At 58.8% G+C, this 22,635-nt stretch carries 20 protein-coding genes and 1 other annotated feature; of the genes, 7 read left to right on the forward strand and 13 right to left on the reverse strand.

The features are described from left to right. The first annotated feature begins 368 nt into the window (after positions 1-368). A complete protein-coding gene (locus FG381_RS00525; RefSeq protein ID WP_139687032.1) occupies positions 369-947 on the forward strand; it encodes a TMEM165/GDT1 family protein in 579 nt (192 codons plus the stop codon). 294 nt (positions 948-1,241) lie between these two features. Here FG381_RS00525 and FG381_RS00530 read toward each other — a convergent pair whose 3' ends face one another. The 3 genes from FG381_RS00530 to FG381_RS00540 form a co-directional block, all read right to left on the reverse strand. Next, the gene (locus FG381_RS00530) at positions 1,242-2,360 is read right to left on the reverse strand and encodes a M20 family metallopeptidase (protein WP_139687033.1); all 1,119 of its coding nucleotides are present in this window, start codon (positions 2,358-2,360) and stop codon (positions 1,242-1,244) included. Positions 2,361-2,413: 53 nt separating this feature from the next. After that, positions 2,414-3,682: an AAA family ATPase gene (locus tag FG381_RS00535; RefSeq protein ID WP_165697772.1), complete on the reverse strand. Its 1,269-nt coding sequence runs from the start codon at positions 3,680-3,682 to the stop codon at positions 2,414-2,416. A gap of 123 nt (positions 3,683-3,805) precedes the next feature. Next, positions 3,806-4,828 carry a LysR family transcriptional regulator gene (locus FG381_RS00540; RefSeq protein ID WP_139687035.1) on the reverse strand — a complete coding sequence of 341 codons (1,023 nt, stop codon included), beginning with the start codon at positions 4,826-4,828 and terminating at the stop codon, positions 3,806-3,808. Positions 4,829-4,999: 171 nt separating this feature from the next. On the opposite strand from FG381_RS00540, the gene FG381_RS00545 reads away from it, so the two are divergent. Together FG381_RS00545 and FG381_RS00550 are read left to right on the forward strand one after the other, a co-directional pair. Next, positions 5,000-6,823 (forward strand): aryl-sulfate sulfotransferase, encoded by a 1,824-nt coding sequence (locus FG381_RS00545; protein ID WP_139687036.1) that lies wholly within the window; start codon positions 5,000-5,002, stop codon positions 6,821-6,823. Between the two features lie 307 nt (positions 6,824-7,130). Continuing rightward, the gene (locus FG381_RS00550) at positions 7,131-7,670 is read left to right on the forward strand and encodes a hypothetical protein (protein ID WP_139687037.1); all 540 of its coding nucleotides are present in this window, start codon (positions 7,131-7,133) and stop codon (positions 7,668-7,670) included. Between the two features lie 99 nt (positions 7,671-7,769). On the opposite strand, the gene hisIE is transcribed toward FG381_RS00550, so the two are convergent. From hisIE to hisG, 8 genes are all read right to left on the reverse strand, one after another. Then, a complete protein-coding gene (gene hisIE / locus FG381_RS00555; protein ID WP_139687038.1) occupies positions 7,770-8,408 on the reverse strand; it encodes a bifunctional phosphoribosyl-AMP cyclohydrolase/phosphoribosyl-ATP diphosphatase HisIE in 639 nt (212 codons plus the stop codon). After that, positions 8,402-9,178 (reverse strand): imidazole glycerol phosphate synthase subunit HisF, encoded by a 777-nt coding sequence (hisF, locus tag FG381_RS00560; protein WP_139687039.1) that lies wholly within the window; start codon positions 9,176-9,178, stop codon positions 8,402-8,404. Before hisF ends, hisIE begins: the two co-directional genes overlap by 7 nt. Positions 9,179-9,445: 267 nt before the next feature. Further along, positions 9,446-10,216 carry a 1-(5-phosphoribosyl)-5-[(5-phosphoribosylamino)methylideneamino]imidazole-4-carboxamide isomerase gene (gene hisA, locus FG381_RS00565; RefSeq protein WP_139687040.1) on the reverse strand — a complete coding sequence of 257 codons (771 nt, stop codon included), beginning with the start codon at positions 10,214-10,216 and terminating at the stop codon, positions 9,446-9,448. After that, on the reverse strand, positions 10,213-10,818 hold the full coding sequence (gene hisH, locus FG381_RS00570; protein WP_139687041.1) for an imidazole glycerol phosphate synthase subunit HisH: 606 nt from the start codon (positions 10,816-10,818) through the stop codon (positions 10,213-10,215). The genes hisA and hisH overlap by 4 nt, the downstream gene beginning before the upstream one ends. 2 nt (positions 10,819-10,820) lie before the next feature. Continuing rightward, a complete protein-coding gene (gene hisB, locus FG381_RS00575) occupies positions 10,821-11,906 on the reverse strand; it encodes a bifunctional histidinol-phosphatase/imidazoleglycerol-phosphate dehydratase HisB (RefSeq protein ID WP_139687042.1) in 1,086 nt (361 codons plus the stop codon). Beyond that, positions 11,906-13,027, reverse strand: a complete 1,122-nt coding sequence (hisC, locus tag FG381_RS00580) for a histidinol-phosphate transaminase (RefSeq protein WP_228025655.1) — start codon at positions 13,025-13,027, stop codon at positions 11,906-11,908. The genes hisB and hisC overlap by 1 nt, the downstream gene beginning before the upstream one ends. Beyond that, positions 13,027-14,355, reverse strand: a complete 1,329-nt coding sequence (gene hisD, locus FG381_RS00585) for a histidinol dehydrogenase (RefSeq protein ID WP_139687043.1) — start codon at positions 14,353-14,355, stop codon at positions 13,027-13,029. The genes hisC and hisD overlap by 1 nt, the downstream gene beginning before the upstream one ends. Positions 14,356-14,438: 83 nt before the next feature. Then, entirely contained in the window at positions 14,439-15,338 is a 900-nt protein-coding gene (hisG, locus tag FG381_RS00590; protein WP_139687044.1) for an ATP phosphoribosyltransferase, read from the reverse strand. Between the two features lie 48 nt (positions 15,339-15,386). Then, positions 15,387-15,529, reverse strand: a sequence feature (His leader region). Between the two features lie 396 nt (positions 15,530-15,925). Between hisG and yddG the strand changes: the two genes are divergently transcribed. Beyond that, positions 15,926-16,903: an aromatic amino acid DMT transporter YddG gene (yddG, locus tag FG381_RS00595; protein ID WP_139687045.1), complete on the forward strand. Its 978-nt coding sequence runs from the start codon at positions 15,926-15,928 to the stop codon at positions 16,901-16,903. Between the two features lie 305 nt (positions 16,904-17,208). Further along, positions 17,209-18,576 carry an IS110 family RNA-guided transposase gene (locus FG381_RS00600; protein WP_139687046.1) on the forward strand — a complete coding sequence of 456 codons (1,368 nt, stop codon included), beginning with the start codon at positions 17,209-17,211 and terminating at the stop codon, positions 18,574-18,576. 167 nt (positions 18,577-18,743) lie between these two features. Here the strand turns inward: FG381_RS00600 and FG381_RS00605 are convergent, their stop codons facing one another. After that, positions 18,744-19,850 carry a DmpA family aminopeptidase gene (locus FG381_RS00605; RefSeq protein WP_139687047.1) on the reverse strand — a complete coding sequence of 369 codons (1,107 nt, stop codon included), beginning with the start codon at positions 19,848-19,850 and terminating at the stop codon, positions 18,744-18,746. 158 nt (positions 19,851-20,008) lie between these two features. On the opposite strand from FG381_RS00605, the gene FG381_RS00610 reads away from it, so the two are divergent. Next, entirely contained in the window at positions 20,009-20,416 is a 408-nt protein-coding gene (locus tag FG381_RS00610) for a hypothetical protein (protein WP_139687048.1), read from the forward strand. Positions 20,417-21,112: 696 nt separating this feature from the next. Further along, positions 21,113-21,865, forward strand: coding sequence for a substrate-binding domain-containing protein (locus tag FG381_RS00615; protein ID WP_165697773.1), 753 nt, complete (start codon positions 21,113-21,115; stop codon positions 21,863-21,865). Here FG381_RS00615 and FG381_RS00620 read toward each other — a convergent pair. Continuing rightward, positions 21,837-22,610: an ABC transporter ATP-binding protein gene (locus FG381_RS00620; RefSeq protein ID WP_139687050.1), complete on the reverse strand. Its 774-nt coding sequence runs from the start codon at positions 22,608-22,610 to the stop codon at positions 21,837-21,839. The genes FG381_RS00615 and FG381_RS00620 overlap by 29 nt on opposite strands. Positions 22,611-22,635: the final 25 nt, after the last annotated feature.

Raw genomic sequence — 22,635 nt, forward strand, 5'->3', positions numbered from 1 at the left:
ACGATGAATTTTCGGCCGGGATCCGCTAGAATCCGCCAGCAACTCCGCAGGGGAGTAGCTTGAGGGGCGCCTTCGATTCATTTCCCGGAATCTGAAGCCGCCTTTTCGGTCGTCAACATGCTTGAGGTTCCCCGATCTCATGGCGACTGAATGAGACCCCGGGTGAGAAGTTCCGCGAAGAAAGGTGATTCTAAAAATGAGTGCTTTTCGGACTTTTCCCTTCCTCATAAGCCAGACCTGCGGCGCGGACTCGCTTGCAGACGCTTTAAATCCAGTATAGGAGCGGCCTGCGGCACAAGCGATGCCTGCCGCGCCGCACGTCTACGTGCATTCCCCTTGCCGCGCCGAGCCGCTCCGACCCCAGGAAAATGCTCGAAACCCTCCAGACCATACTGCTCTCCACCGGCGTTGTCGCCGCCGCGGAAATCGGCGACAAAACGATGCTCCTTGCCGTCGTGCTCGCCGCACGCTTCAGAAAGCCTCTGCCGATTATTCTCGGCATCTTTGCCGCAACCTTTCTCAATCACGCCATTGCGGGCGCGCTCGGCGCCGCACTCGCGAGCTTCATCAGCGCGGATCTTTTGAGATGGATCCTGATCGTCTCCTTCATCGCCATGGGCATATGGATTCTCATTCCGGACAAAATCGAGGAGGATGAGTCCCATGACCGCATGAAGCGCTTCGGGATCTTTACGACGACTGTCGTGCTCTTCTTCCTTGCGGAAGTGGGCGACAAGACCCAGGTGGCGACGGTGGCGCTCGCCGCCCGCTATCCCCTCGAAGCCTTCTGGGTGATCTGCGGCACGACTCTGGGCCTCATGATCGCCGACGCCCCTGCGGTCTTCATCGGCAACAAGCTCGCCGACAGGATCTCGATGAAGCTGATGCGCCGGATTGCGGCGGTGATCTTCTTTGTGCTTGCCATTGCGGCCTATTTCGAAGGATAACGATTGCCGCAATCGCTTTTGCGCTCCCTGGCTGCTGCTCTGAAAATGCCCGGAAGCGCAAGGCGCGCGTCTTTGAAAAGGCCGTCAGGAAGTCGGGTCGATCCGGCGGACAACCGCCGCAGTTTGAGATGACGTCAGGACATGTTGGACATCATGTCCGAGAAACTCACCAACTTAACGCGCCCGATTTGACGTATGGAGAACTGGACGGACTTCTGATTCAGAAGTCAGGAAATCCGGCGGATTGCTGTCCTTGAAGACCGCATCAATCCGCCGGAGAAGAAGCGTTTGGGATTAAATGAGCGAGAGGAAGCGGCTCAGCATCCTGACGCGGTTTTCAATCGTGTCGATGCGGAGATATTCGCGTTCCGAATGGAAGCCCGCACCGGCGGGCGCCACGCCGTCAAGCACGGGCGTGCCAGCCTGGGCAATGCGGTTGGCGTCAGAACCGCCGCCAGCATCGACCCATTTGGCTTCAAAGCCTTCGAGACGGGCCGCTTCCTCGATTTTCTGCACGAGCCCGCGGGTGGCTTCGGTAAAAGGCATGGCGGGCGAAACCGATACGCGCTTCGCCTCGACTGTGATTCCGTCGCCCCAGTCCCTGCGGGCGAGCGCTTCGATCGCCTGGTCGAGTTCTTCGCCGTCGCGGTCGTTCCAGCGGCGGGTGTCGATTTTGATCGTGCAGGTGTCGGGAACCGTATTGCAGACCGTGCCGCCTTCGATCGTGCCGACGCAGACGGATGTGCCCTTGCCGTCGAGATCCTGAAGCGCGCTCACCTCGAGCGCAAAGCGGGCGGCGGCGAGAATGGCCGAGCGGCCGTCCTTCGGGTTGTTGCCGGCATGTGCGGAAACGCCGTGGAAAGTGACGGACCATACCGAGCGGCCTTTCCTCGAGCGGACGAATTCGCCGTTGGCGCGGCCGGCTTCGAGAACAAGCGCCTGCTTCGAGCGTTTTGCCATTGCTGCGAGCCAGTCTCGGGAATAAATCGAACTGATCTCTTCGTCGGGATTGTGGCAGACCGCGATGGCGAGACGATCGAGATCCTCGGGACGGGCGTTTTTGAGCGCATGAAGAATCGCAATCACGCCCGCCTTGCAGTCGCCGCAGCCGGGACCGCGAACGCGGTCGCCTTCAATGCGGAAGGAGCGCTTCGCGACCGTGCCGTCAGGGAAGACCGTGTCGAGGTGGGCGTTGAGCATGAGATCAAAATGCTCGGCGCCGGGCTTATTGGTGGCAAAGAGGCCTTTCCCGGCCTCGGGTCCGAAGTCGACAAGTTCGGTATGAAAGCCCATCTCGTCGTAGTGCCGCTGCATGATTTTGGCGACCTTCGTGACGCCTTCGGTCGAGGCGGAGCCGCAGTCCACATTGACGACTTCCTCGAGATCTTTCAAATATTCCTGAAGCAGACTCATTCCTTTCTCCTTGGTCAGATTTGCTTGTTTTCAGTGATTTCTACAAATTTTCATCAGCCTTTTACATTGATGGCTTCAATGAAGGGAATGCCATCAAATGTACCGTTCAAATAAGCATTCCTGACATTCTCATTTTTTCGTATTGGAAAATCTGAAAGTACATAGAGGTTTGAAGCCTTATCTCTATTTTTATTTACAAACCATATCTGGTCTCTTCTGAGTAATGGATTGTCCGGATCATTTGTATTGTTGTCTATTAATGCATCGCAATTTGTAGTGAAAATCAACTGAGCGCCGTTTCTTTGGTCGGCTTCTTCAAAGAAGGATTGGACAAGCTTCTCAATCAGAATGGGATGCAGATTCGCTTCAATGTCATCAACAATAAGCGTTGCATCTTTTTTCATGACGTCGATGATAGGGCCGGCGAGTTCCACCAAATGCTGAGTGCCACGGGACTCATCTGTCAGCGACATCGGCCAAGCCTTGCCGTTAAATTGATGAACAAAGGAAATATGGCCGATATCCAGAATTTCTCCATCATCCCTCATGGCGTTGGGATTCATGGAGATGTTTTTCCCCGGGCGGGCCTCTTTTTCAATCTGAATATCCTTGATGTCTATGCCCGCTGAAGCCAAGAATCTGATGAGAGTTTGTTTCTTAAGCCGTTTTTGTTCCAGAGCACGGATTGTATAGAGATTGTTAGCTCGGCTGAATGCATTGATTATCAGCAAATTATCCGCAAACCATTCAACGACCGGCATGAGTTGGAATGAATTGAATGCTGCGGCGGTGCCGAGAAATAACGAATCCGCTCTGGTCATTGAGCTCCATGATTTTTTCTGCCCTTGCAGTGAACTTCCAAATTTATAGTCATAGCTGTTGTCGGCATCATTCTTTGTTCTTTCGAATAGCAGGATTTTTCGCTCTTTTTTGAGAGAAAGCGCTTCATGAGCTACCTGATGATTCTTTACCGAGAATTCATATGTGTAGAAATGCTCTTCCTTTATGAAACGGACCGAAAAAGACATTTCTTCATATTTTGACGTTTCATCAAAGGCAAAGGCTTCAGGTTGAAACGGCGGAGGAAGCGCAACCGTATTCGTCAGCACGCATTGCTGCATTACCTGCAGAGCCCGGATAACGTTCGATTTGCCGCTGGCATTGGCGCCGTATATTGCTGCAGCCTTCAGAATATGGGGAACATCTTTTCGCCCTGTCTTAAAGGCATTCCAGGTCAGGCGTTCCTTCGCTGCGGGCTTGGCGCGAAGCGACAAGGTTTGTTCTTCTTTGAAGTTTCTGAAATTTTTGAATGAAAAACCCACGAGCATAGATTTACCATGAAAATTTGCAGATTTTCTACAAATTTCTAGAGTACATAGGCCTTACCGCATCTGTCAAGGAAATATGACCACTGCGAATGTCGCAGAGAATCCTCTGCGATCGCTTCATCCGGTGGGTGCATCGGTCCGGCGAATCGGATGGTCGGAGAGGTCAAAGCGGGCATAAAGCGCAAAGAGGCCCCGCAGCCATTCCAATGCCGGGACGCCGTCCATCCGCTCGTGCCAGATGAGACGCGTATAGAAGGACCTCGGATCCTGATCGCTTTTGGATGCCGGCATCATGACGGGAATGACTGCAATGGATGGATGCGCGAGCTTCTTCTGCATGCGTATGGCTGTTTGAAGCGGCAGGATTGCCGTGAAGTCGGTGACCTGAAGAATGGAGGGCACGCTGAGGAAAAAGGGCACCGTCACTGCGCAGTCAAGGAAGTTTTCGCCGAGAAAACTTTTTTCATCGAGCGAATAGAGGAGCGGGTCCGTAGAGGTTTCATTCGAAATGCGGATCTTCCGCCAACGCTTGAGGTCCTCAAGACCGATCGAGCTTTTTTCTCGCCAGAGGGCTTCAAGCGGGTGGCCGGATCGCACGCAGACCGCGTAGCGGACCTGGTAGAGCCTTAGTTCCCGGATGCCCGGAGGAAGCTCTCGCGAAGACGGGAAAATCGCGCAGTCGAGCGTGCCTTTTTCAAGCTTTTGCATGAGGTCGGGCGTAAGCTGACTGATCTCAAGCCGGGCATGAGGAGCCAGCCTGAAGAAGGCTTCAATCACATCCGTCATGACGGCGAAGATCGCGTTGTCGACGGCTCCGATCCGAAAGGTCCGGGTGAGGGTCGCCGGATCGAAAATTTCAACCTGTCCGAGCTGCGACGCGCGGTTGACGAGATCGATCACCTTGGGATAAAGCATGGCGGCGTAATCCGTCGCAATGAGTTCCGGCATGGAACGCAGGAAGAGCTTGTCGTCGAAGGTTTCCCTGAGCTTTTTGAGGATTCTGGACGCGCGCGACAAGCTGATGCCGCAGCGAAGCGCTGCGCTCGAAAGCGACAGCTCTTCATAGATCCGTGCGAAAAACCGCAGATCTTCGATGGTGAGGGAGGAGAGTTTTTCGGAAAGCGCAAAAGTCTCGGGCATATCTTGCAAATTCCTTCATGTTTCTCTCCATGGTACCGCGCTCGTCATGTTTCTACACTGATTGAACAGCTGAGACGTTCGCCGCCCAGGCGCCGCGCTATTCCCGGCGCCCTGGTTTTCGACCAAGGCGAGCGATCGGCTGAAGAAATTTGTCATCAAAGGAGAAACATCATGCAGACTCGCATGACCTGGATCGCCGCGGCCTGTGTCGCGGCCGGCCTGGCTATTTCATCGGGCGCGTACGCGATCGGCGGCGCCTCGGGCCCGCACGTGGGCTACCCGGCCTCGGGCAAACTCGGCGCTGTGGTGCTCAACCCCTATGAACTCGCTCCGCTCACCGCCGTGATCAAGAATGGCGGCTACACCGTGACCGACGCCGAAGTGCGCATTGTTCCGAAAGAGGGCGGTCAGGAAATCAAATACAAGGTGAGCGACACGCAGGTGCGCACGCACGGCGGCATTCCTGTCTTTGGTCTTTATCCCGACTACCGAAACACGGTTGAGGTCTCCTACACGCGCTTCGCCAACGGCAAGTCCGAACGCGTTGAGAAGGAGATCTACCGCATCTATGCGGGTCCCGCGAATATCCGCACGGCCGGCTATGCCGGCGTGACTTCCGTCTTCCCGAAGGCGGAAGTGAAGAAGATGGATCCGGCCTTCTCGGACCGCCTCTACCTCATCAACAACATGATTGCGGCGACGCCGGAATCGACCCGTGCCGTCTGGAACAATCCGATGGGCGGCGCTCTGGAGTGGAACCGCTACCCGCAGAACGCCATCTACGACACGAAGGGGGAACTGCGCTGGTACATGGAACCGTCGTCGATCTTCAACTATCACGACATCTACCGCGCCGGCATCATGATGGGCTTCCGTCAGAACAAGGACGGCGCCTTCACCTGGGGGTACGGACAGCGCTACGTGAAGTACGACCTCATGGGCCGCGAGATCTGGAACCGTCGGCTTCCTGACGGCTACAACGACTTCTCGCACGCCATGGATCCGATGCAGAACGGAAACTACCTTGTGCGCGTGGCCTCTTCCGACCATGTCCGCGCCGACGGGAAGCACGTCCGCACGGTTCGCGACGTGATCATTGAGGTCGATCCCAACGGCAATGTGGTGGATGAATGGCGTCTTTTCGACATTCTTGACCCCTATCGCGATAATGTTCTGAAGGTCCTCGACCAGGGCGCCGTCTGCCTCAACATTGACGCTTCTCAGGCGGGCAAAACGCTTTCCGCCGAGCAGCTCGCCGAACAGGATAAGAGCGACAAGTTCGGCGACATCGTGGGTTCGGGTGCGGGCCGCAACTGGGTTCACGTGAATTCCGTCGACTACGACCCGACCGACGATTCGATCATCATCTCCTCGCGCCACCAGTCCGCGCTCATCAAGATCGGCCGCGACAAGAAGGTGAAGTGGATCATGGGCTCGCCCGAAGGCTGGAAGAAGGAATTTGCCGACAAGGTCCTGACGCCGGTTGATTCGAAGGGCAACAAGATCAAGTGCGAAGGCAGCAAGTGCGAAGGCTCGTTCGACTGGACGTGGACGCAGCACACCGGTTGGCGCGTCGACTCGATGTCGGACAAGAAGACCTTCATTCTTTCCGTCTTCGACAACGGCGACGCCCGCGGCATGGAGCAGCCGCCGCTTCCCGACATGAAGTATTCCCGCGCGGTCTTCTTCAAGATCGATCAGGAAAAGATGACCGTCGAACAGATCTGGGAATACGGCAAGGAACGCGGCCATGACTGGTACAGCCCGGTGACGTCGCTCACGGAATACATGCCCGACAAGAAGTCCGTCTTCGTTTATTCGGCAACGGCAGGCGCAACCTACAACTTCAAGACCGGCGCCTTTGAATCGGCGCCCAACCCCTACATTGATGAATTCAAGTGGGGCGAGAAGGAGCCTTCCGTCGAAATCCAGTTCAAGGGCACCTCGGGCTACCAGGCCATGCCGGTGGATCTTTCGAAGGCTTTCAGCCAGTAATCGAAATGTGATTCTGCGGGATCTATGAGATTCTCTGCCGCTCCGTGCGTCTTCAGAGCTTGAGCTTTGAGGACGCGCGGAGTTTTCTTTTGCTGCTTCAGATGCAGGAAGCGCACGAGCGGCGGAATTATTCCCCTGCAGCGTTCCCTGTCAGATCCCGGAATACCCAGGATTCGGCTCAAAGCTTTGAAGCTCCGGCGGGCTTTCTCCTGGATTTACACTCGCATTTCCTTCGGAGACGGGTAATATGCGGGACGCGGCATCAGACCGTCAGCTTGACGCACGAGAGAACAAAAGGAGAATAAGCATGGCCCTCAAGAAAATCATCAAGGTCGAGGATCCCGACGACATCAAGTCCGGCTATGCCGGCAAAGTCATGGAATCGGTGAAGTTTGCCGCGCTCATCGCGAGCTTCACGGGCTTTGTGGTCGGCATCATTCTGAAGACCCGGTTGACGGAATTCGGTTCCGCATCCTGGAGCTCGGATGCCTTTACGCTTGCGATTTTCTTCATCGTCCTCTTCCTCGGTCTCTGGTTCACCGTGAAGGACCTCCCGGCGCTTTGCCGCGAGAAGACGAACTTTAAGAATGCTGAAAATGTCGCGGACGTAACGGTCGCCGGTTTCGTGTTTCTCCAGTATGCGGTCTCCTTCAGCTTCTGCTTCTTCTTTGCGGTGACGGTCGACGCCGCAACGAATTTCATTAATCCGCTCTTTGCGGGCGACTACCTTCTCGACTTCCCGGCTGCCGTCTTCTTCTTCTACGGCGTCGTGCCCGCGGTGCTCGTGAATCTGATCGCAGCCGCCTTCATGCGCTCGCAGATCAGAAAGAAGCTCCCGCAGGATTGATTTCCGATTGACCAATGAAAAGAAGCCGCCGGCGACTCCCAATGAGTTCCGGCGGCTTTTTAGATTGAGTAGAAGCCCTGCCGGGCTTCCTTCAAACTGTTATTTGGCCTCGGCCTTCGCTTCGCGCGCGGCATGGCGGTCGCGAAGAATGCCGATCACGTCGGCAAGCTCGAGGTCCTGATCCTGGAGCAGTACGAGGAGGTGGTAGACCAGGTCGGCCGCCTCGTTCTTAAGCTCCTCGCGGTCATGGACGGTGGCGGCAAGCGCGGTTTCAACGCTTTCCTCGCCCACCTTCTGCGCGATCCGCTTCGTGCCGCGGGCATAGAGGCTCGCGGTGTAGGAGGTCGAAGGATCTGCGGTGCGGCGGGAGCCGAGAAGAAGCTCAAGGTCGCGCAGGAACTGCCACTCGGGCTCGAGGCTCCCGAAGCAGCTCGTCGTGCCGAGGTGGCAGGTGGGGCCGTCCGCCTTGACGAGGACGAGAAGCGTGTCGTTGTCGCAGTCCGTGCCGATGTCGATGAGATGAAGGAAGTTGCCGGAGGTTTCCCCCTTCGTCCAGAGACGATTCTTCGTGCGCGAGAAGAAGGTGACCTTCTTCGTCTCGAGCGTTCGGCTCAGCGCTTCCTGATTCATGTAGCCGAGCATGAGGACGCGTCCGGAGACGGCGTCCTGCACGATGGCGGGAATAAGTCCGCCCGTTTTTTCCCAGTCAAGCTTTGCTAGTGTTTCTTGAGTCAGCATGTTCTAACCTCGATTCCATTGTCGGCGAGATAACGTTTGAGGTCGCCGATATCAATGATTTTTTTGTGGAAAACTGATGCGGCGAGTGCGCCGTCGACCTGAGCAAGGCGGAAGGCATCGAGGAAATGCTCCATGGTGCCCGCGCCTCCGCTCGCAATGAGAGGCACCCGGCAGACGCCTCTCACAAGCTTCAGCTGCTCGATGTCGTAGCCCTTGCGCACGCCGTCCTGATTCATCATGTTGAGGACGATTTCCCCTGCGCCCCGCTTCTGGACTTCCTCGACCCAGCGAAGCGTCTCCCACTCGGTCTTGCGGGTGCGCTTTTCGTCGCCCGTGAATTGATTGACCCAGTATTTGCCGGTCGCTTCATCGTGCCAGGTGTCGATCCCGACCACGACGCACTGGACGCCGAATCGGTCTGCGAGGCGCGTGATGAGCGTGGGGTCGGAAAGCGCAGGGGAGTTGATGGAAATTTTGTCGGCGCCGAAGGCGAGAAGCCTCCCCGCGTCCTCAACCGACTTGATGCCCCCGGCAACGCAGAAGGGAATGTCGATCGCTTCGGCGACGCGCGAAATCCAGCTCTTGTCGACGACGCGGCCGTCCGATGAGGCGGTGATGTCGTAGAAGACGAGTTCGTCTGCGCCTTCCTCGGCATAGCGTTTGGCAAGCGGCACGATGTCGCCGATGATTTCATGACCGCGGAACTGCACGCCCTTGACGACCTGTCCGTTGCGGACGTCGAGGCAGGGAATGATGCGTTTGGCGAGCATGGATCCTCCTTTAAAGGGAAAGCGTGATTGCGGCATGAATGGCAGCCCTGAGGGAGCTTTGGGGAGCTTTGAGCGCGAATTTCAAGCATAGCCTGCGGGAAAACGAGCTGTTTTCTGAAATCGGGAAAGGCGATGTAGAAATTGCGTGAAGGACGCCGGTCGGCGGCGACAAGGCTTGCGGCAAAGCCCCGGGTTGTCCTCATGCGCGGAACTAATGTCCCCGGAAACTGACGGCAGTTTCCGGGATTTGAGAAAGCGGATGATCCGTCATGGAAAAGGGCGGCAGGGAATTGATTCCCCGCGTGCGGCCTTCCAGCACTGAATGGCTTCCTCCACCGAGAATTTCCCTTCAAGCAGCGCGCGCCCGACAATCACGCCGGCCGCGCCCGAGCGGGCAGCCTCGCGCACGTCGTCGAGCGAACCGATGCCGCCCGAAGCCTGGAAGGCCACCTGCGGGAATGCTTCCGAAAGCGTCCGGTAGAGACCGGAATTGGTGCCCGAGAGCGTTCCATCCTTCGAAATGTCGGTGCAGAGCACGTGCTTCAGGCCCGCAGGGAGATATTCGCGGATCAGGTCCTCGATGAGAACGCCGGAATTTTCCTGCCAGCCGCTCACGGCAATCTGCCGGCGGCCCGCCTCATCGATCCGCACGTCGAGCGCGAGAACGATGGCTTCAGGCCCGTAGGTCTTCATCCAGCCTTTGACGGCTTCGGGATCCCTGACCGCGGTGGACCCCACAACAACGCGGGAGGCGCCGGCATCGAGGAGCGCGCGGACGTCGGCTTCGGTTCTTACGCCCCCGCCCGTCTGAACGGGGACATGGAGGCCCGCGAGGCATTTTTTGAGAAGCGGAATTTGGCGGCGTGCAGGGTCCTTCGCGCCCGTGAGGTCGACGATGTGAAGGAGCTTCGCTCCCGCCTTTTCGTAGCTCTGAAGGCGAAGGAGCGCCTCGTCGCCATAGTCTCTCGAGGCGCTGTAGTCGCCCTGGTGGAGGCGCACGACGCGGCCTTCAAGAAGATCGATTGCAGGAATGATCACCGTTCAACTCCGAGGAAGTTTGCAAGAAGCTTCGCGCCCGCCTTGCCCGAGCGTTCCGGGTGAAACTGGACGCCCGCAAAGTTGTCTCTGGCTGCTGCCGCCGTGAAGGGTTCGCCGTACTCGGCGCTCGCGATGGTGAATTCGTTCACGGGCATCGCATAGCTGTGAACGAAATAGAACCATTCGCCTGCGGGAAGACCCGCAAAAAGGTGCTTCGCCATGGGCGAATCGTCGGGGAAAACGCGGTTCCAGCCCATGTGCGGGAGCGGGAGACTCCCGACCCTGAGCTCGCGGACTTCGGCCGGGATTAGGCCGAGCATGTCGACCCCGCCCGTTTCCTCGCTTCTTTTTGCAAGAAGCTGTTCGCCCAAGCAAATCCCGAGAACGGGCTGCGAGAGCGACCGGATGAGATCGGGAAGTCCGCGCTTTTCCAGTTCCGCCATCGCGGCGCGCGCCGTGCCGACGCCCGGGAGAAACACGCGGTCCGCGGCCTTGACGAGCTTCGGATCGCGCGTGACCTCCGGCTCAAGCCCCAGGCGCGAAACCGCCCGGGCAAGCGAGAGGAGGTTCGCGCAGCCGGTATCAAGAATAACGACCCGCATCGTTAGAGCACTCCTTTCGAAGAGGGAAGTTCATGACCTTCAATGCGCTTCGCGTCCCGAAGGGTGCGCCCGAGTGCCTTGAAAAGCGATTCGGCGACGTGATGGTCGTTCTTTCCCTTCGCCTTCATGTTGAGCGTGATCCCCATGGCCTGAGAGAAGGAGCGGAAGAAATGCTCGATCATTTCGGTCGCGAGGTCGCCCACGAACTGGTTTTTGAACTTTGCCTTGAAGGTGAGCCAGGGGCGCCCGGAGATGTCGAGCGCGCACCGGCAGAGGGCTTCATCCATGGGAAGGAGAAAGCCGAAGCGGCGGATGCCGCGCTTGTCGCCGAGCGCGAGCCTGATCGCTTCGCCGAGCGCAAGCCCCGTATCCTCCACCGTGTGGTGGCAGTCGACCTGAAGGTCGCCCTTGGCCTTCAGATGAAGCCGCATGCCGCCATGCTGAGCGATCTGCTCGAGCATGTGGTCGAAGAAGCCGATGCCGGTTGAAATCTCGTTTTCGCCCTCGCGGTCGAGCCAGACTTCGACGCGGATATCCGTTTCCTTCGTCTTTCGCTCAACCACCGCGTGGCGGTCAGTTTCAGGCGTCTGAGGGAGGCTCGCAAGGAGGCGTTTTTCGACAGCGGCCCAGGGTTCGCCCTCGGGACCCACGCGGATTCCGGTAAGACCCATGTTTTCGGCGAGCTTCAGATCCGTCTCGCGGTCGCCGATCACGTAGGAGTTCTTCTGGTCCATTGCGCCCCGGCGAAGGTACTTCTTGACGAGCCCGGTGCCGGGTTTTCTGCAGGCGCAGCCTTCGCCCGGCATGTGCGGGCAGATGAGGACCTCGTCGAACTTCGCGCCCTGGCTCTCGAGAATCTGCATCATGAGGTTGTGCGGACCCTCGAAGTCTTCAGTCGGGAAGGAGGCCGTTCCGAGGCCGTCCTGGTTGGAGACCATGACGAGCTGCCAGCCCGCGTCCTTGAGCGCCTTCAGCGCCGGAAGAACGCCTTCGACGAAGCGCATCTTTCTGAAGTCGTCCACCTGAAAGTCGTGAGGTTCTTCGAGGATGGTGCCGTCGCGGTCGACGAAAAGAAAACGTTCTGCCATCAGTATTCTCCGAGGAGTTCCGTGAGCGCGGCGAGAAGAAGCGCATTCTCTTCGTCGGTGCCTACCGTGATGCGGATGGCGCCCGCGAGGGTCGGCTGCCGGCTCTGGTCGCGGAGAATAATTCCGCGGTCCCAGAGGCCCGTAAAGACGCGGGCGCTTTCGGCAAAGCGCACAAGGAGGAAGTTCGAGGCCGATGGGGACACCTCCAGCACGCCGGGGAGCGCCCGGAGCGCCCGGGCGAGCTCCTCGCGGCGGCGAAGCGTTGCGAGAACGCGCGTCTTCATGCGGGCGATGCCTTCGTCAGAAAGCGCCTGTTCGGCAATGTCGGCGACCGGCGCCGGAATCGGATAGGGGGCGATCACCTTTCTGATCATTCCGATCACGGCGGGGCTGCCGATCAGGAACCCGCATCGGATCCCGGCGAGCGCAAAGGCCTTCGAGAGCGTGCGGATGATGACGAGGTGCGGCGCCCGTTCGAGCCGGTCGACGGCGGTGTCGTCGGGCGAAAATTCAATATAGGCTTCGTCAAGCACCAGAATGGCGCGCCCGCGGGTGGCGTTGATGAGGCCGCTCACGACTTCAGGAGAGAGGAGATTTCCCGTCGGATTGTTGGGCGAGCAGGCAAAGACCACCTGAATGGCGGGATCCTTTTCGAGCGCCGCTTCGAGCGCCTTCACGTCGGGGGTCCACCCGTTCTCAGGCGACGTCGTGAGGTTCACGACGCGCACGTTCGCGGTTTCGGCCGAGACGGAGTACATGCCGTAGGTGGGCGGGAACTGCAATACCGCGTCGCGCCCGCCCGTGCAGAAGGTGCGGATGAGAAGGTCAATCCCTTCGTCGCCGCCGCGCGTGGCGAGAATCGATTCGGGGGAGACGCCGGAGTAGGCGGCGTAGCGCGCGATGACTTCCGCGGGCTGCGCGTCGGGGTAGCGGTTCAAGCGCCCGTTTCTCAACGCATAATCGTCCGATTCCGCCGACTCGTTGGCGTTGAGCCAGACGTCGCCCCGGCCGCCCGCAGCCGCCACGATGCGGCGGGCGGACTGGTAGGGCGTGAGCGCCTGAACCTCGGGGCGCGCGAGGCGCTCGGGGTTCTCCATCAGATCTTCGGTGCGCTTTGCCATCAGCAGCCTCCCTTTGCCTTGGCAGCGCTCTGGCGCGCCATGCGGATGAGGACCGCATTTCTGTGGGCGTCGAGCTCTTCGGCGTGAGCGAGAATCGCGATCGTTTCGGCGAGCCCCGAGAAGCCCTTTGCGGTCATTTCCTGAATCGTCATGCGCTTCATGAAGTCGGCGAGACCGAGGGACGAATAGGCCGCCGCGCACCCGTAGGTGGGAAGCACGTGGTTCGTGCCCGTTGCATAGTCGCCGCCCGATTCGGGAGACCATTCGCCGAGGAAGACCGAGCCCGCATTGTTGATGAGGGGCACCAGATCGCGCGCATTCTTCGCCTGAATGATGAGGTGTTCAGGCGCATAGCGGTTCGAAACGCGGCAGCATTCCTCGAGGTCCTTTACGACAATAAGACGGCTCGCGGAAAGGGACTTCGCCGCAATTTCGCGGCGCGGAAGCTGCGCGAGCTGGGCTGCGGCCTCTTCGGCCACGCTGGCAGCAAGTTCCTTCGAGGGCGTGAGGAGCACGACCTGCGAGTCGGGGCCGTGTTCGGCCTGGGAGAGAAGGTCGGCGGCAACGAAGGCGGGGTCCGCGTCCTTGTCGGCAATGACGAGGACTTCGGAGGGGCCGGCCGGCATGTCGATCGCGGCGCCGTCGGGACGGCGGCTCACCTGGCGCTTTGCTTCCGTCACATAGGCGTTCCCCGGTCCGAAGATCTTCGAGACGGCAGGAACCGTTTCGGTCCCGAAAGCCATGGCGGCAATCGCCTGGGCGCCGCCCACCTGGTAGATCTCCTCAATGCCGCAGAGGCGCGCGGCGCAGAGAATCTGGTCGGCAACGGGCGGAGGCGTGCAGAGAACGACCTTCGAGCACCCGGCGATGCGGGCCGGAATTCCGAGCATGAGAACGGTGGAGAAAAGCGGCGCCGTGCCGCCCGGAATGTAGAGGCCCACGGCTTCAATCGGGCGCGTCACCTGCTCGCACTTCACGCCCGGCATCGTTTCGACGACGACGGGTTCGAGCTTTTCGGCCGTGTGGAACTTTTCAATGTTCCTTGCGGCGCGCTCAAGCGCCGTGCGGAAGTCGGGCGAAACGCGCTCCCAGGCGGCGTCCACTTCTTCCTTTGAGATTCGGAAGTTCTTCACTTCCGTGCGGTCGAACTTCGCGGAATATTCGCGAAGGGCCTCGTCGCCCTTCTTTTCGACGTTGTCGAGGATCTCCTTAACGACGGCGCTGATGCGCTCGCCCGCCATGACGGCCGGGCGGCGGAGAATTTCGGTGCGGCCCGCTTCGTTGAGCGCGTCCCAGTCGATGATGTCGCTGAAGGCAAATTCGGTCATTTTGATTGACTCCTGAATGTAGTGTTCTGAATTTTGAAAATTTGGAATTTCTTTGAACCTGGCGCGTTTTCCGGAAAGAGAAATCACTCCATCATCTTTTCGATCGGAAGCACCAGGATCGAGGAGGCGCCGAGCGCCTTCACCTTCTCCATCGTTTCCCAGAAGAGGCTTTCGCTTGAAACCATGTGGAGCGCCACGCGGCTGTCGTCGCCCGTGAGGGGCAGAATCGTCGGGTGCTCGGCGCCCGGGAGAAGCTTCGTGATTTCGCCGAGCTTCTCCTTCGGGGCGTGAAGCATGATGTACTTGCATTCGCGTGCGCGGGCAACGCCCTGCATGCGAACGAGGAGGCGCTTCACGAGGTCTTCCTTCTCGGCGTCCATTTCGTCCTTGCGGGCGATGAGGCAGGCTTTCGAGCGGTAGATCACCTCGACTTCCTTCAAGCCGTTGGCTTCAAGCGTCGCGCCCGTGGAGACGAGGTCGCAGATGGCGTCGGCCAACCCCGCGCGGGGCGCCACTTCGACCGAACCCGTGAGGAGGCAGGGGCGGAACGTAAGGCCCTTTGCCTCAAAGCAGCGCTTCAGCAGCTGCGGGTACGAGGTGGCGATGCGCTTCCCGTTGAGGCTCTCGAGCCCCTGCCATTCCTCGTCGCGCGGAATCGCGATCGAAAGCCGGCAGCCGCCGAAGTCGAAGCGCTTCAGCATCCGGAATTCCGTCGGGTCGCCCTGGCTCTTTCGCGTGAGAAGCGTTTCCTCGAGCACGTTTTCGCCGATGATGCCGAGGTCGACGACGCCGTCCATGACGAGTCCGGGAATGTCGTCGTCGCGCACGCGAAGGAACTCGATCGGCATGTTTTCCGCAGCGGCAAGCAGACGCTGCTCGTGATAGCGCACCTTGATGCCGCAGCGTTCAAAGAGCTCCTTCGAGTCGTCCGAAAGTCTGCCGGACTTCTGCATGGCGACTCGTAGACGATTGTTTTCGGTCATTTTGGATTTCCTGGTGAAGATGAAAGGTTTCCATTCCGTCCTGCGGATGCAAAAAAGCCCCCGGAAGTGCTTTGCTTCCGGAGGCCTTCTGACTGGATAACCCCATGTTTCTTTGCTGGGCGCCCGGAAGACTTTGGAGTACTTCCAAGCAGCCACGCCTGAAAGTCTCGCTTCAGGTGTGGTGGTGATGGCGGCCGCGGAAAGAAAGGATCTGCATGGGAAGAATCTCGTTCGTTTGAAATCTGGAGTAAACGGGAAACGAGGAGTATTTGAGAGCTCCGCGCTTCCGTTTACTGGTGAGATTCATAATGCCACAGCTTTTGCGAGCGGGCGAAGTCCGGCATCGGTAAACGAAGACTCAGTGCGTGGGCTCAAGAGAGGGTGGATGTTTTCCTTAAGATATCCTGCGCAAAGGTTCCCGGCACGGGCGGACAGCGATTTGGCGCAGCAGGTGTCCCGGCGGGAAGCGTTCGGGGAAAGTCTGAGACGGCATTTTCCCGGGCGCACAGGTAGACTACGGTCACGCATTTTTCCCGACCGCGCGAAAGGCGCAGGTCAAAAGAAATTCTCTCGTTTCAGGCTCTGCCATGAGCATCATCAAGAGCGATTCCACCCGTCAGGCTACTCTGATCGGCATACTCGCCCCCATCTGCTGGGGCATGGGCGTTTCACTCGTACGCGGCATCGCAGAGGGCTTCGGCCTCGCGCAGGGGCAGACGCTTCTCTACCTCACGGCTGCGATCTGTCTATTCTTCACGATCGGGATCCCCGACTTCAGTAAGGTCGACAAGCGCTATCTCTTCATCGGGCTGCCGACCGCGAATGCGTCGTCGCTTTGCTTCTGCCTTGCGATCTTCTTTTCCTCAGGCGGCGCGCAGACGATGGAAGTGGCGATGGTGAACTACCTCTGGCCCTCGCTCACGCTTCTTTTCGCCGTGCTTTTCAATGGCGTTCGCACGCGCTGGTGGATCGTGCCGGGAATCCTCCTCGGCTTTTTCGGCATCGTGCACATCCTTGCCGGCAGCGACGGCTTTTCATTGGAGGGCTTTCTCGGCCGAATCCTCGAGCACCCGTTGAGCTACATCCTCGCCCTCGGAGCGGCGCTCACCTGGGCGGGGTTCTCGAGCATGACGCGCGCGTGGGGCGGAAATACCAATCTCTCCACCGTGATCTTCACCATCAATATGCTCATCTACGGCACGCTGTGGCTCTGCGGCTTCGGCACTGAAACCGTGGGCGAGGTGTCGCAGCATGGCATTTATTCGGTGATATTCGGCGGCATTGCCATGGGGGGCGCCTACGCCGCCTGGACGTTCGGAATGTCGAAGGGAAACGTCACGGTCCTTGCGCTCGCTTCTTATTTCACGCCGGTGCTTTCCTGCCTCTTCGCGGTCGTCTGGATCAACGCGAAGCTCGACAGCTCCTTCTGGACGGGCGTGGCCTTTGTGGTGGCGGGGTCTCTTCTCTGCTGGGACGCCACGACGCGCGGCATGAAGTCGGTGCTGAAGCGCGAAGGAGAAAAAAGAGAAAAGGCGGGATGCGCCTCCGTAAAGCCCGCCTCATAGACCCAGTAAAAAATCGTGATGAGTAAAGGGCTTCCTCACCCTCTATCATGAAAGATGAGGAAGCCCTCGGCGCGCGACCTGTCTGCGTACGTTTTTTTGGTAACGTTTCTGACGCTTGCCGTCAAAAAATTGCAGCGGAACTTTCGCACCCTATATTGCTCTGTTCGCTGGCTTGAACGCTGGTGACTAGGCGTGTGGAAAAATGAGCGTAGCTTCCGGGTGGTTGCTGCGTCTACCTGTTTCTCCAACATCTTCGTGGTTGCCAGGGCTTCCTCGAACCCCAATCATTTCTTAATGGAGGGGCTATGAGTAAGTCTAACCGTACCGATACGCCATTGCGAGCTGCCCGTGCGCAGATCAGTAATCCCGAAATTACTGTTCACGCGATGTACCGCTCGGCAATAGGCATTGACGTTCATCTCAACCTACTCGTCTGCTGCCATCAGAAGCAGGTTGCAGGTCATCGTGAACAATCTGAGAGCCGGGATTTCAATACCGACCGCGCAAGCATCGATGCTTTCGCCGCCTGGTGCCGTGAATGCAATCCCGACATCATCCTTATGGAATCAACCGGGTCATTGTGGCAGAGCCCGTACGAAGCCCTCGAGAGAGCCGGCTTCACTTCTGAGCAGCTGGCTCTGATCAATGCCCGCGACGCCAAAGCGGCAGCCGGCCGCAAAACGGACCGCAAGGACGCATCACGTCTGGCGTCTCTTGCCCGAACGGGAAACTTCAAAAAATCCTTCGTGCCGGAGAAGGCCTTTCGTCTGCAGCGCGTCATTTCACGTGATCTGCAGAAGAACAGGAATGACATTTCCCGAACTTCCAATCGTTTCGGCAAGTCTCTGAATCTCACCGGATGCCGGCCTACAACGGTATTCAGCGACATCCGCGGAGGCAAAGCTGCCAGCCTCATACTGATGGCCAAGCTCAGAGATGATCCGCACTTGTTTGATGTCATCAAGCAAAACAGCCGCCGGCTGCGGGCAAGCCCTGAGCAGATCATGCAGGCGCTCAACTTCGAAATCGAGCCGATGATGAAGGAGCAGATTCTGGCGCTCCGGAAAAAGATCGATCAGCTCGAGGAGTACGACCGAAGCACTTTCGAAAGGCTCCGCCAGCTGCAGGCTCCCTACGAGAAGGACATCCAGCTGCTCATTACCATAACGGGAATTCAGGAACGCTCGGCCCGCATGATTTACGCCGAACTCTGTGCGGATTTGAAGGACCACTTCCCCACGTCAGAGCAGTTTACTTCCTGGCTCGGCATTTGCCCGGGGGACAACACATCTGCCGGCAAACAGAAAAGTGGAAAATGCCCGAAAGGGAACAAACACCTGAGGCGCACGCTGATTGAAGCCGCCAGAGGACTTGTGGTCGGCGGTACCGCTGCGCTGAAGGAAAAATTCCAGGTGCTCAAGATGCGGCGCGGCTACAGGCGTGCCATGGTCGCCTTCGCACACCTGCTCGCACGCATCATTTATTCCGTTCTCACTCATCAGAAAGGCTTTGAGCCTTACCAGTCAACGGCGTTTCGGGACACCTTGATGGAACGAGCAAAGAACGGCGTAAAGCAGTTGCTGAAACTCAAAGGAACGAAATACGTGATCGCTGACGGCCTAGTTGTGGAGACGAAAACGGGTGCGATCCTAGGCGCAGTCGTCAGCAGTTAGCGTAGCTTCAGCAGCCTGAGAAGCAGCAGATACCATGCTGGACGTTCTTGTGAGAACGCCCGCAGGGAAGGTCGCGCGCCGAGGGCTTCCTATCTTTCGTGGAAAAAAGCCCCGCACGGAATGTTCGACAGCCATGCGGGGCGATGATTTTTTGGGAGCTCAAGTCTTTATTTGCCGGCGCGCAGACCCGCCCGGTCGAGCATCGCGAGGACGCGGTCAACCGGGATCGCACGGATCACCTTGCCGTCCCAGGTATTGACATCGTGAGCGGAAAAGAGCGAATTGATGACGGCTTCCTCGGTGGCTTCAATGGCCGCCATGAAAAGCGGCGTCATGTCGTCGTTTCTCACGAGGGGCGCCCCTTCGAGCGTTCCCTTCGCCGCCGTATGACGCACGCGGACCGATTCATTGGTCGAGAAGGCGACCACAAAGTCGCCCGAGCCGTTTGAGGCCACGCCCCCGGTGCGGGTCATTCCCATGAAGGCGCGCTTCGCGAGGCGCTCGAGATTGCGGGCGTCGAGCGGAGCGTCGGTCGCCACGATCATCATGATGGAGCCGTCGGCCGAGCGGAATTCCTGCATCTCCTTTTCGCCGGGCCAGCCGCCGAGCTCGAGGCCCGCTTCGATCCCTTTGACGTTCAGAATGCCGCCGAAGTTGGCCTGAACCAGGACCCCAACCTTCCAGCCTCCGAGATTGGGCGGAAGCACGCGCGACGAGGTGCCGATCCCGGCCTTGAAGTCGAAGGCCACGGTGCCGGTGCCGGCGCCTGCACAGCCTTCTTCAACGGGGCCGGAGGAGGCTTTCCTCAAGGCTTCGAGAACATGATGGGGCTTCACGAACCGCGCACGAATGTCGTTCACCTTGCCGTCGTTCGTTTCGCCCACGAGGCCGTTAACGGAGCGGACGAGTTCGTTCCCGGGCTGCGAGAGCGTCCATTCGACCACGCCCTCGAGACCTGCGCCCACGTTGAGCGTATTCGTGAGGACGATCGGCGTTTCGATGTTGCCGAGCTCATTCACCTGCGGGTAGCCCGCCATCTTGCCGAAGGCGTTGCCGAGGAAGATCCCCGCGGGGACCTTCTCTTCAAAGACATTGCCCGGATGAGGGCGAATCGCGGTAACGCCCGTATGCATGCCGGCAGCATCGTCCTCGAGGGTGACCTGCCCCACAAGGACGCCGTCGACGTCCGTAATGGCATTGAAGCGCCCCGTCGGGAAAACGCCGAATTCGATTCCGAGGTCGCGGGGGCGGCCTGAGGTTTGGGATGACTGCATGAATGCTCCGGTTCTGAAGGAGAAAAGTTTGATCGACCGCAAGATTATCCGCCTTCGACAAAGAAAAAGCGCTCCTCATGCTTCGGTGCGACTTTGCGAGACGCATGACCCCCGGAAACTTCCCTTCATTCCACAACACGCTTAATCAGGAGGCTGAAATGAGCTTTGATTCCGACCATTACACCGGCTGCGCACACGGCATGCACGACGACCACTTCATGGATTTCGGCGGGAGCTCCGCTTTCGGGAGCCCCGGCGACGTTGCTTTTGATCACCCGGGTTCGCCCGACGATTTCCATGGTTCGCACTTCGTTTTTGAAGATCCCTCGGGATCGCTCCATGCCGAGGAACGGGGCTTCTCGTCGGCCTTCAACGCGAATGAAGGAGCATCGAGGCATTTCGGCGAGGACGACTTCCGGATTCTCTCCCGTACGGGTGCAGGCGACGAGGCTTTGCATATGGGGCGGGATTCGGTCTTCTGGGCAGCCGGAGAGGATGTCCGCGGAGCGCTTTCGGGCTGGATGGATGCGCTCTGGAGCTGGGTGGAGAAGTCGGCGAGGCGCTGACGTGTGAGAGGCGGGTAGGAGTATCTATGAACCGGCTGACGGTTCCGGTCTTGGATTGAAAGTTTTTTGCGCTGAGTCAGTGCGAAAAAAATCCCTGCCGTACGAAGGAGTACGACAGGGAGCTCCCCAAAATCTAGTGTTTGTTGTTGAACATATAGATCACCGCCGCCGCAAGAAAAGTGGCATCAGGCTTGACATCGAAATGCCAGCTGCTCCACAATTCAAGAACGACGAGGAGGAAAACAGCAAAGCGTGAATAAGAGATAGGCTTCACGATTTGGCTCCTTCGTACGTGACGGCCCGGCGTATTGTGCAATTACGTTGGGCCGTTGTTTTTCTGCCCATCAGGACCGGAAGGTCGGAGCCTGATGGGGCCGGGTGCCTCCGGCAGAGCGACTACAGAGATTTCGGGTCAAATTTTGGGCTCCTGATTCTAAGGCTTTTTCCTCTTTTTGCGTATGGCGCTTTTCAAGTGATGCCGGCATGGAGAAGAATGCTTCCGACAGTCTTTTTCGACCTGACGGCCCGAAAGCGCAGAAAGAGCAGAGGCCCGGCAGGTACTCCCGTGAGAAGATGAGCCCCGGAAAGAAACAGAAACGTCTGACAAAGACTGATAGCCACGCGGCCGAAGCCGCTTCACATTCCCGGCGCTAATATTGTGGCCGCATGTTTACCAACCTTTTCAAGGTGATGCTTATGAGTCATGCTTTGCGCATTTATGCGGCCGGGAGTCTCTCCCGGGCGCTCCCGGCGGTGCTTACCCGCTATGAAGCGCTTTCCGGCATTTCTTCTGAGGTTGTCTACGGACCGGCAGGACTGCTTGCCTCCCGCATTCTGGAGGGAGATCGTCCCGATCTTTTCCTTTCTGCGGACATGCAGTCGCCCGAGCATTTGAAGCGCGACGGCATCGGCCTCTCCGTTTCGCCCTGGGTCGGGAATGCGCTCATGCTGGTCTTCCCGAGGCGCGGGCCTGCGGCAAGGCGCGTTGACGAACTGACGCGCGGGGAGTGCGAGGAATCGCCTCTCTGGCTCAGGCTTCTTCTAACTGCCGGACTTCGGATCGGCACGTCGACCCCGCATGCGGATCCGGGCGGGGACTATGCGCAAAAGCTTTTCGACCTCACGTCGCGCTGGGGGAAGCAGTTCCCGGCGATGCTTCGTGCAAAATCCCGCGCGCTTGTCGGCGGCGCGGTGCCGGGGAAGGGAGCTAAGACCGTTACGGTGAAGGAGGTTCTTCTTTCGCGCCAGGCCGACGTCTTCCTTTCCTATGCCTCCAATGCCGGGAACTATCCGGCCGAGAGCTTCAGGACGCTGCAGATCCCGGCAGACGAAAACGTGGATGCACGATACGGGATGCTTCTCATGACATCGCGCGCGGCGCCCCTGAGCCGGTGGCTCAAATCTCAGGAAGCCCTCCGCCTCATGTCTGAGGCAGGGTTCCGCGCTTGATTTCAAAGTCGGGAATGAGCCGTCTCGACGCTTTCCCGGCCACCGCATCGATTCTCACGCCGTAGGCTTCAAAGAGGTTCTCCGGCGTGAGAATTTCGTCTGCGCTTCCGTAAAGGGACTGCTCCCCGGGGAGCATGAGGAGCGCGTCGTCGGCAACAAGCCCGGCGTGAAGCGGTTCGTGCGTCGTGAAGATGATGCCGGTGCCCCTGGCGGCCAGCGACTCCATGAGAGAGAGAACTGTTTCCTGGCGCTTCAGGTCAAGCGCTGCCGTGGGTTCGTCAAGGAGCAGAAGTTCGGCTCCGCCCGCGAGCGCCCGGGCGATGACGACAAGCTGCTGCTGGCCGCCCGAAAGCCGCCGGAAGTCTCTCTCGGCGAGCTCCTCAAGTCCGAGGCGGTGAAGCGCCTTCATGGCCGCGGCTTCATCCTCGGGTTTGGGGAGTTCGAAGGTACCGATCTCCCGGGCGCGTCCCATGAGAACGATGTCGAGAACCGAGTAGGCGAGCGTGGTGGAAAACTGCTGCGGAACAAAGCCGATGCGGGCATATCGGCAGATGTCCCCTGAAAGCGGATGAAGAATGCCGGCGATCGTGTCGAGGAGCGTCGTTTTGCCGCGGCCGTTGCTCCCGAGAATGGCGAGAATTTTCCCCGGAGAGACTTCGAGCGAGATCGGAGCCGAGAGCGCCTCGCCGCGCCCGAATGCAAGATTGCGGAGCGTGAGGAGCGGCCGGGCTGCAGGTTTTGTCATCTTGGGTCTCGGAGAAAAAACGGGC

This window comes from Sutterella faecalis (assembly GCF_006337085.1).
In the GTDB taxonomy this organism is placed as follows: domain Bacteria; phylum Pseudomonadota; class Gammaproteobacteria; order Burkholderiales; family Burkholderiaceae_F; genus Sutterella; species Sutterella faecalis.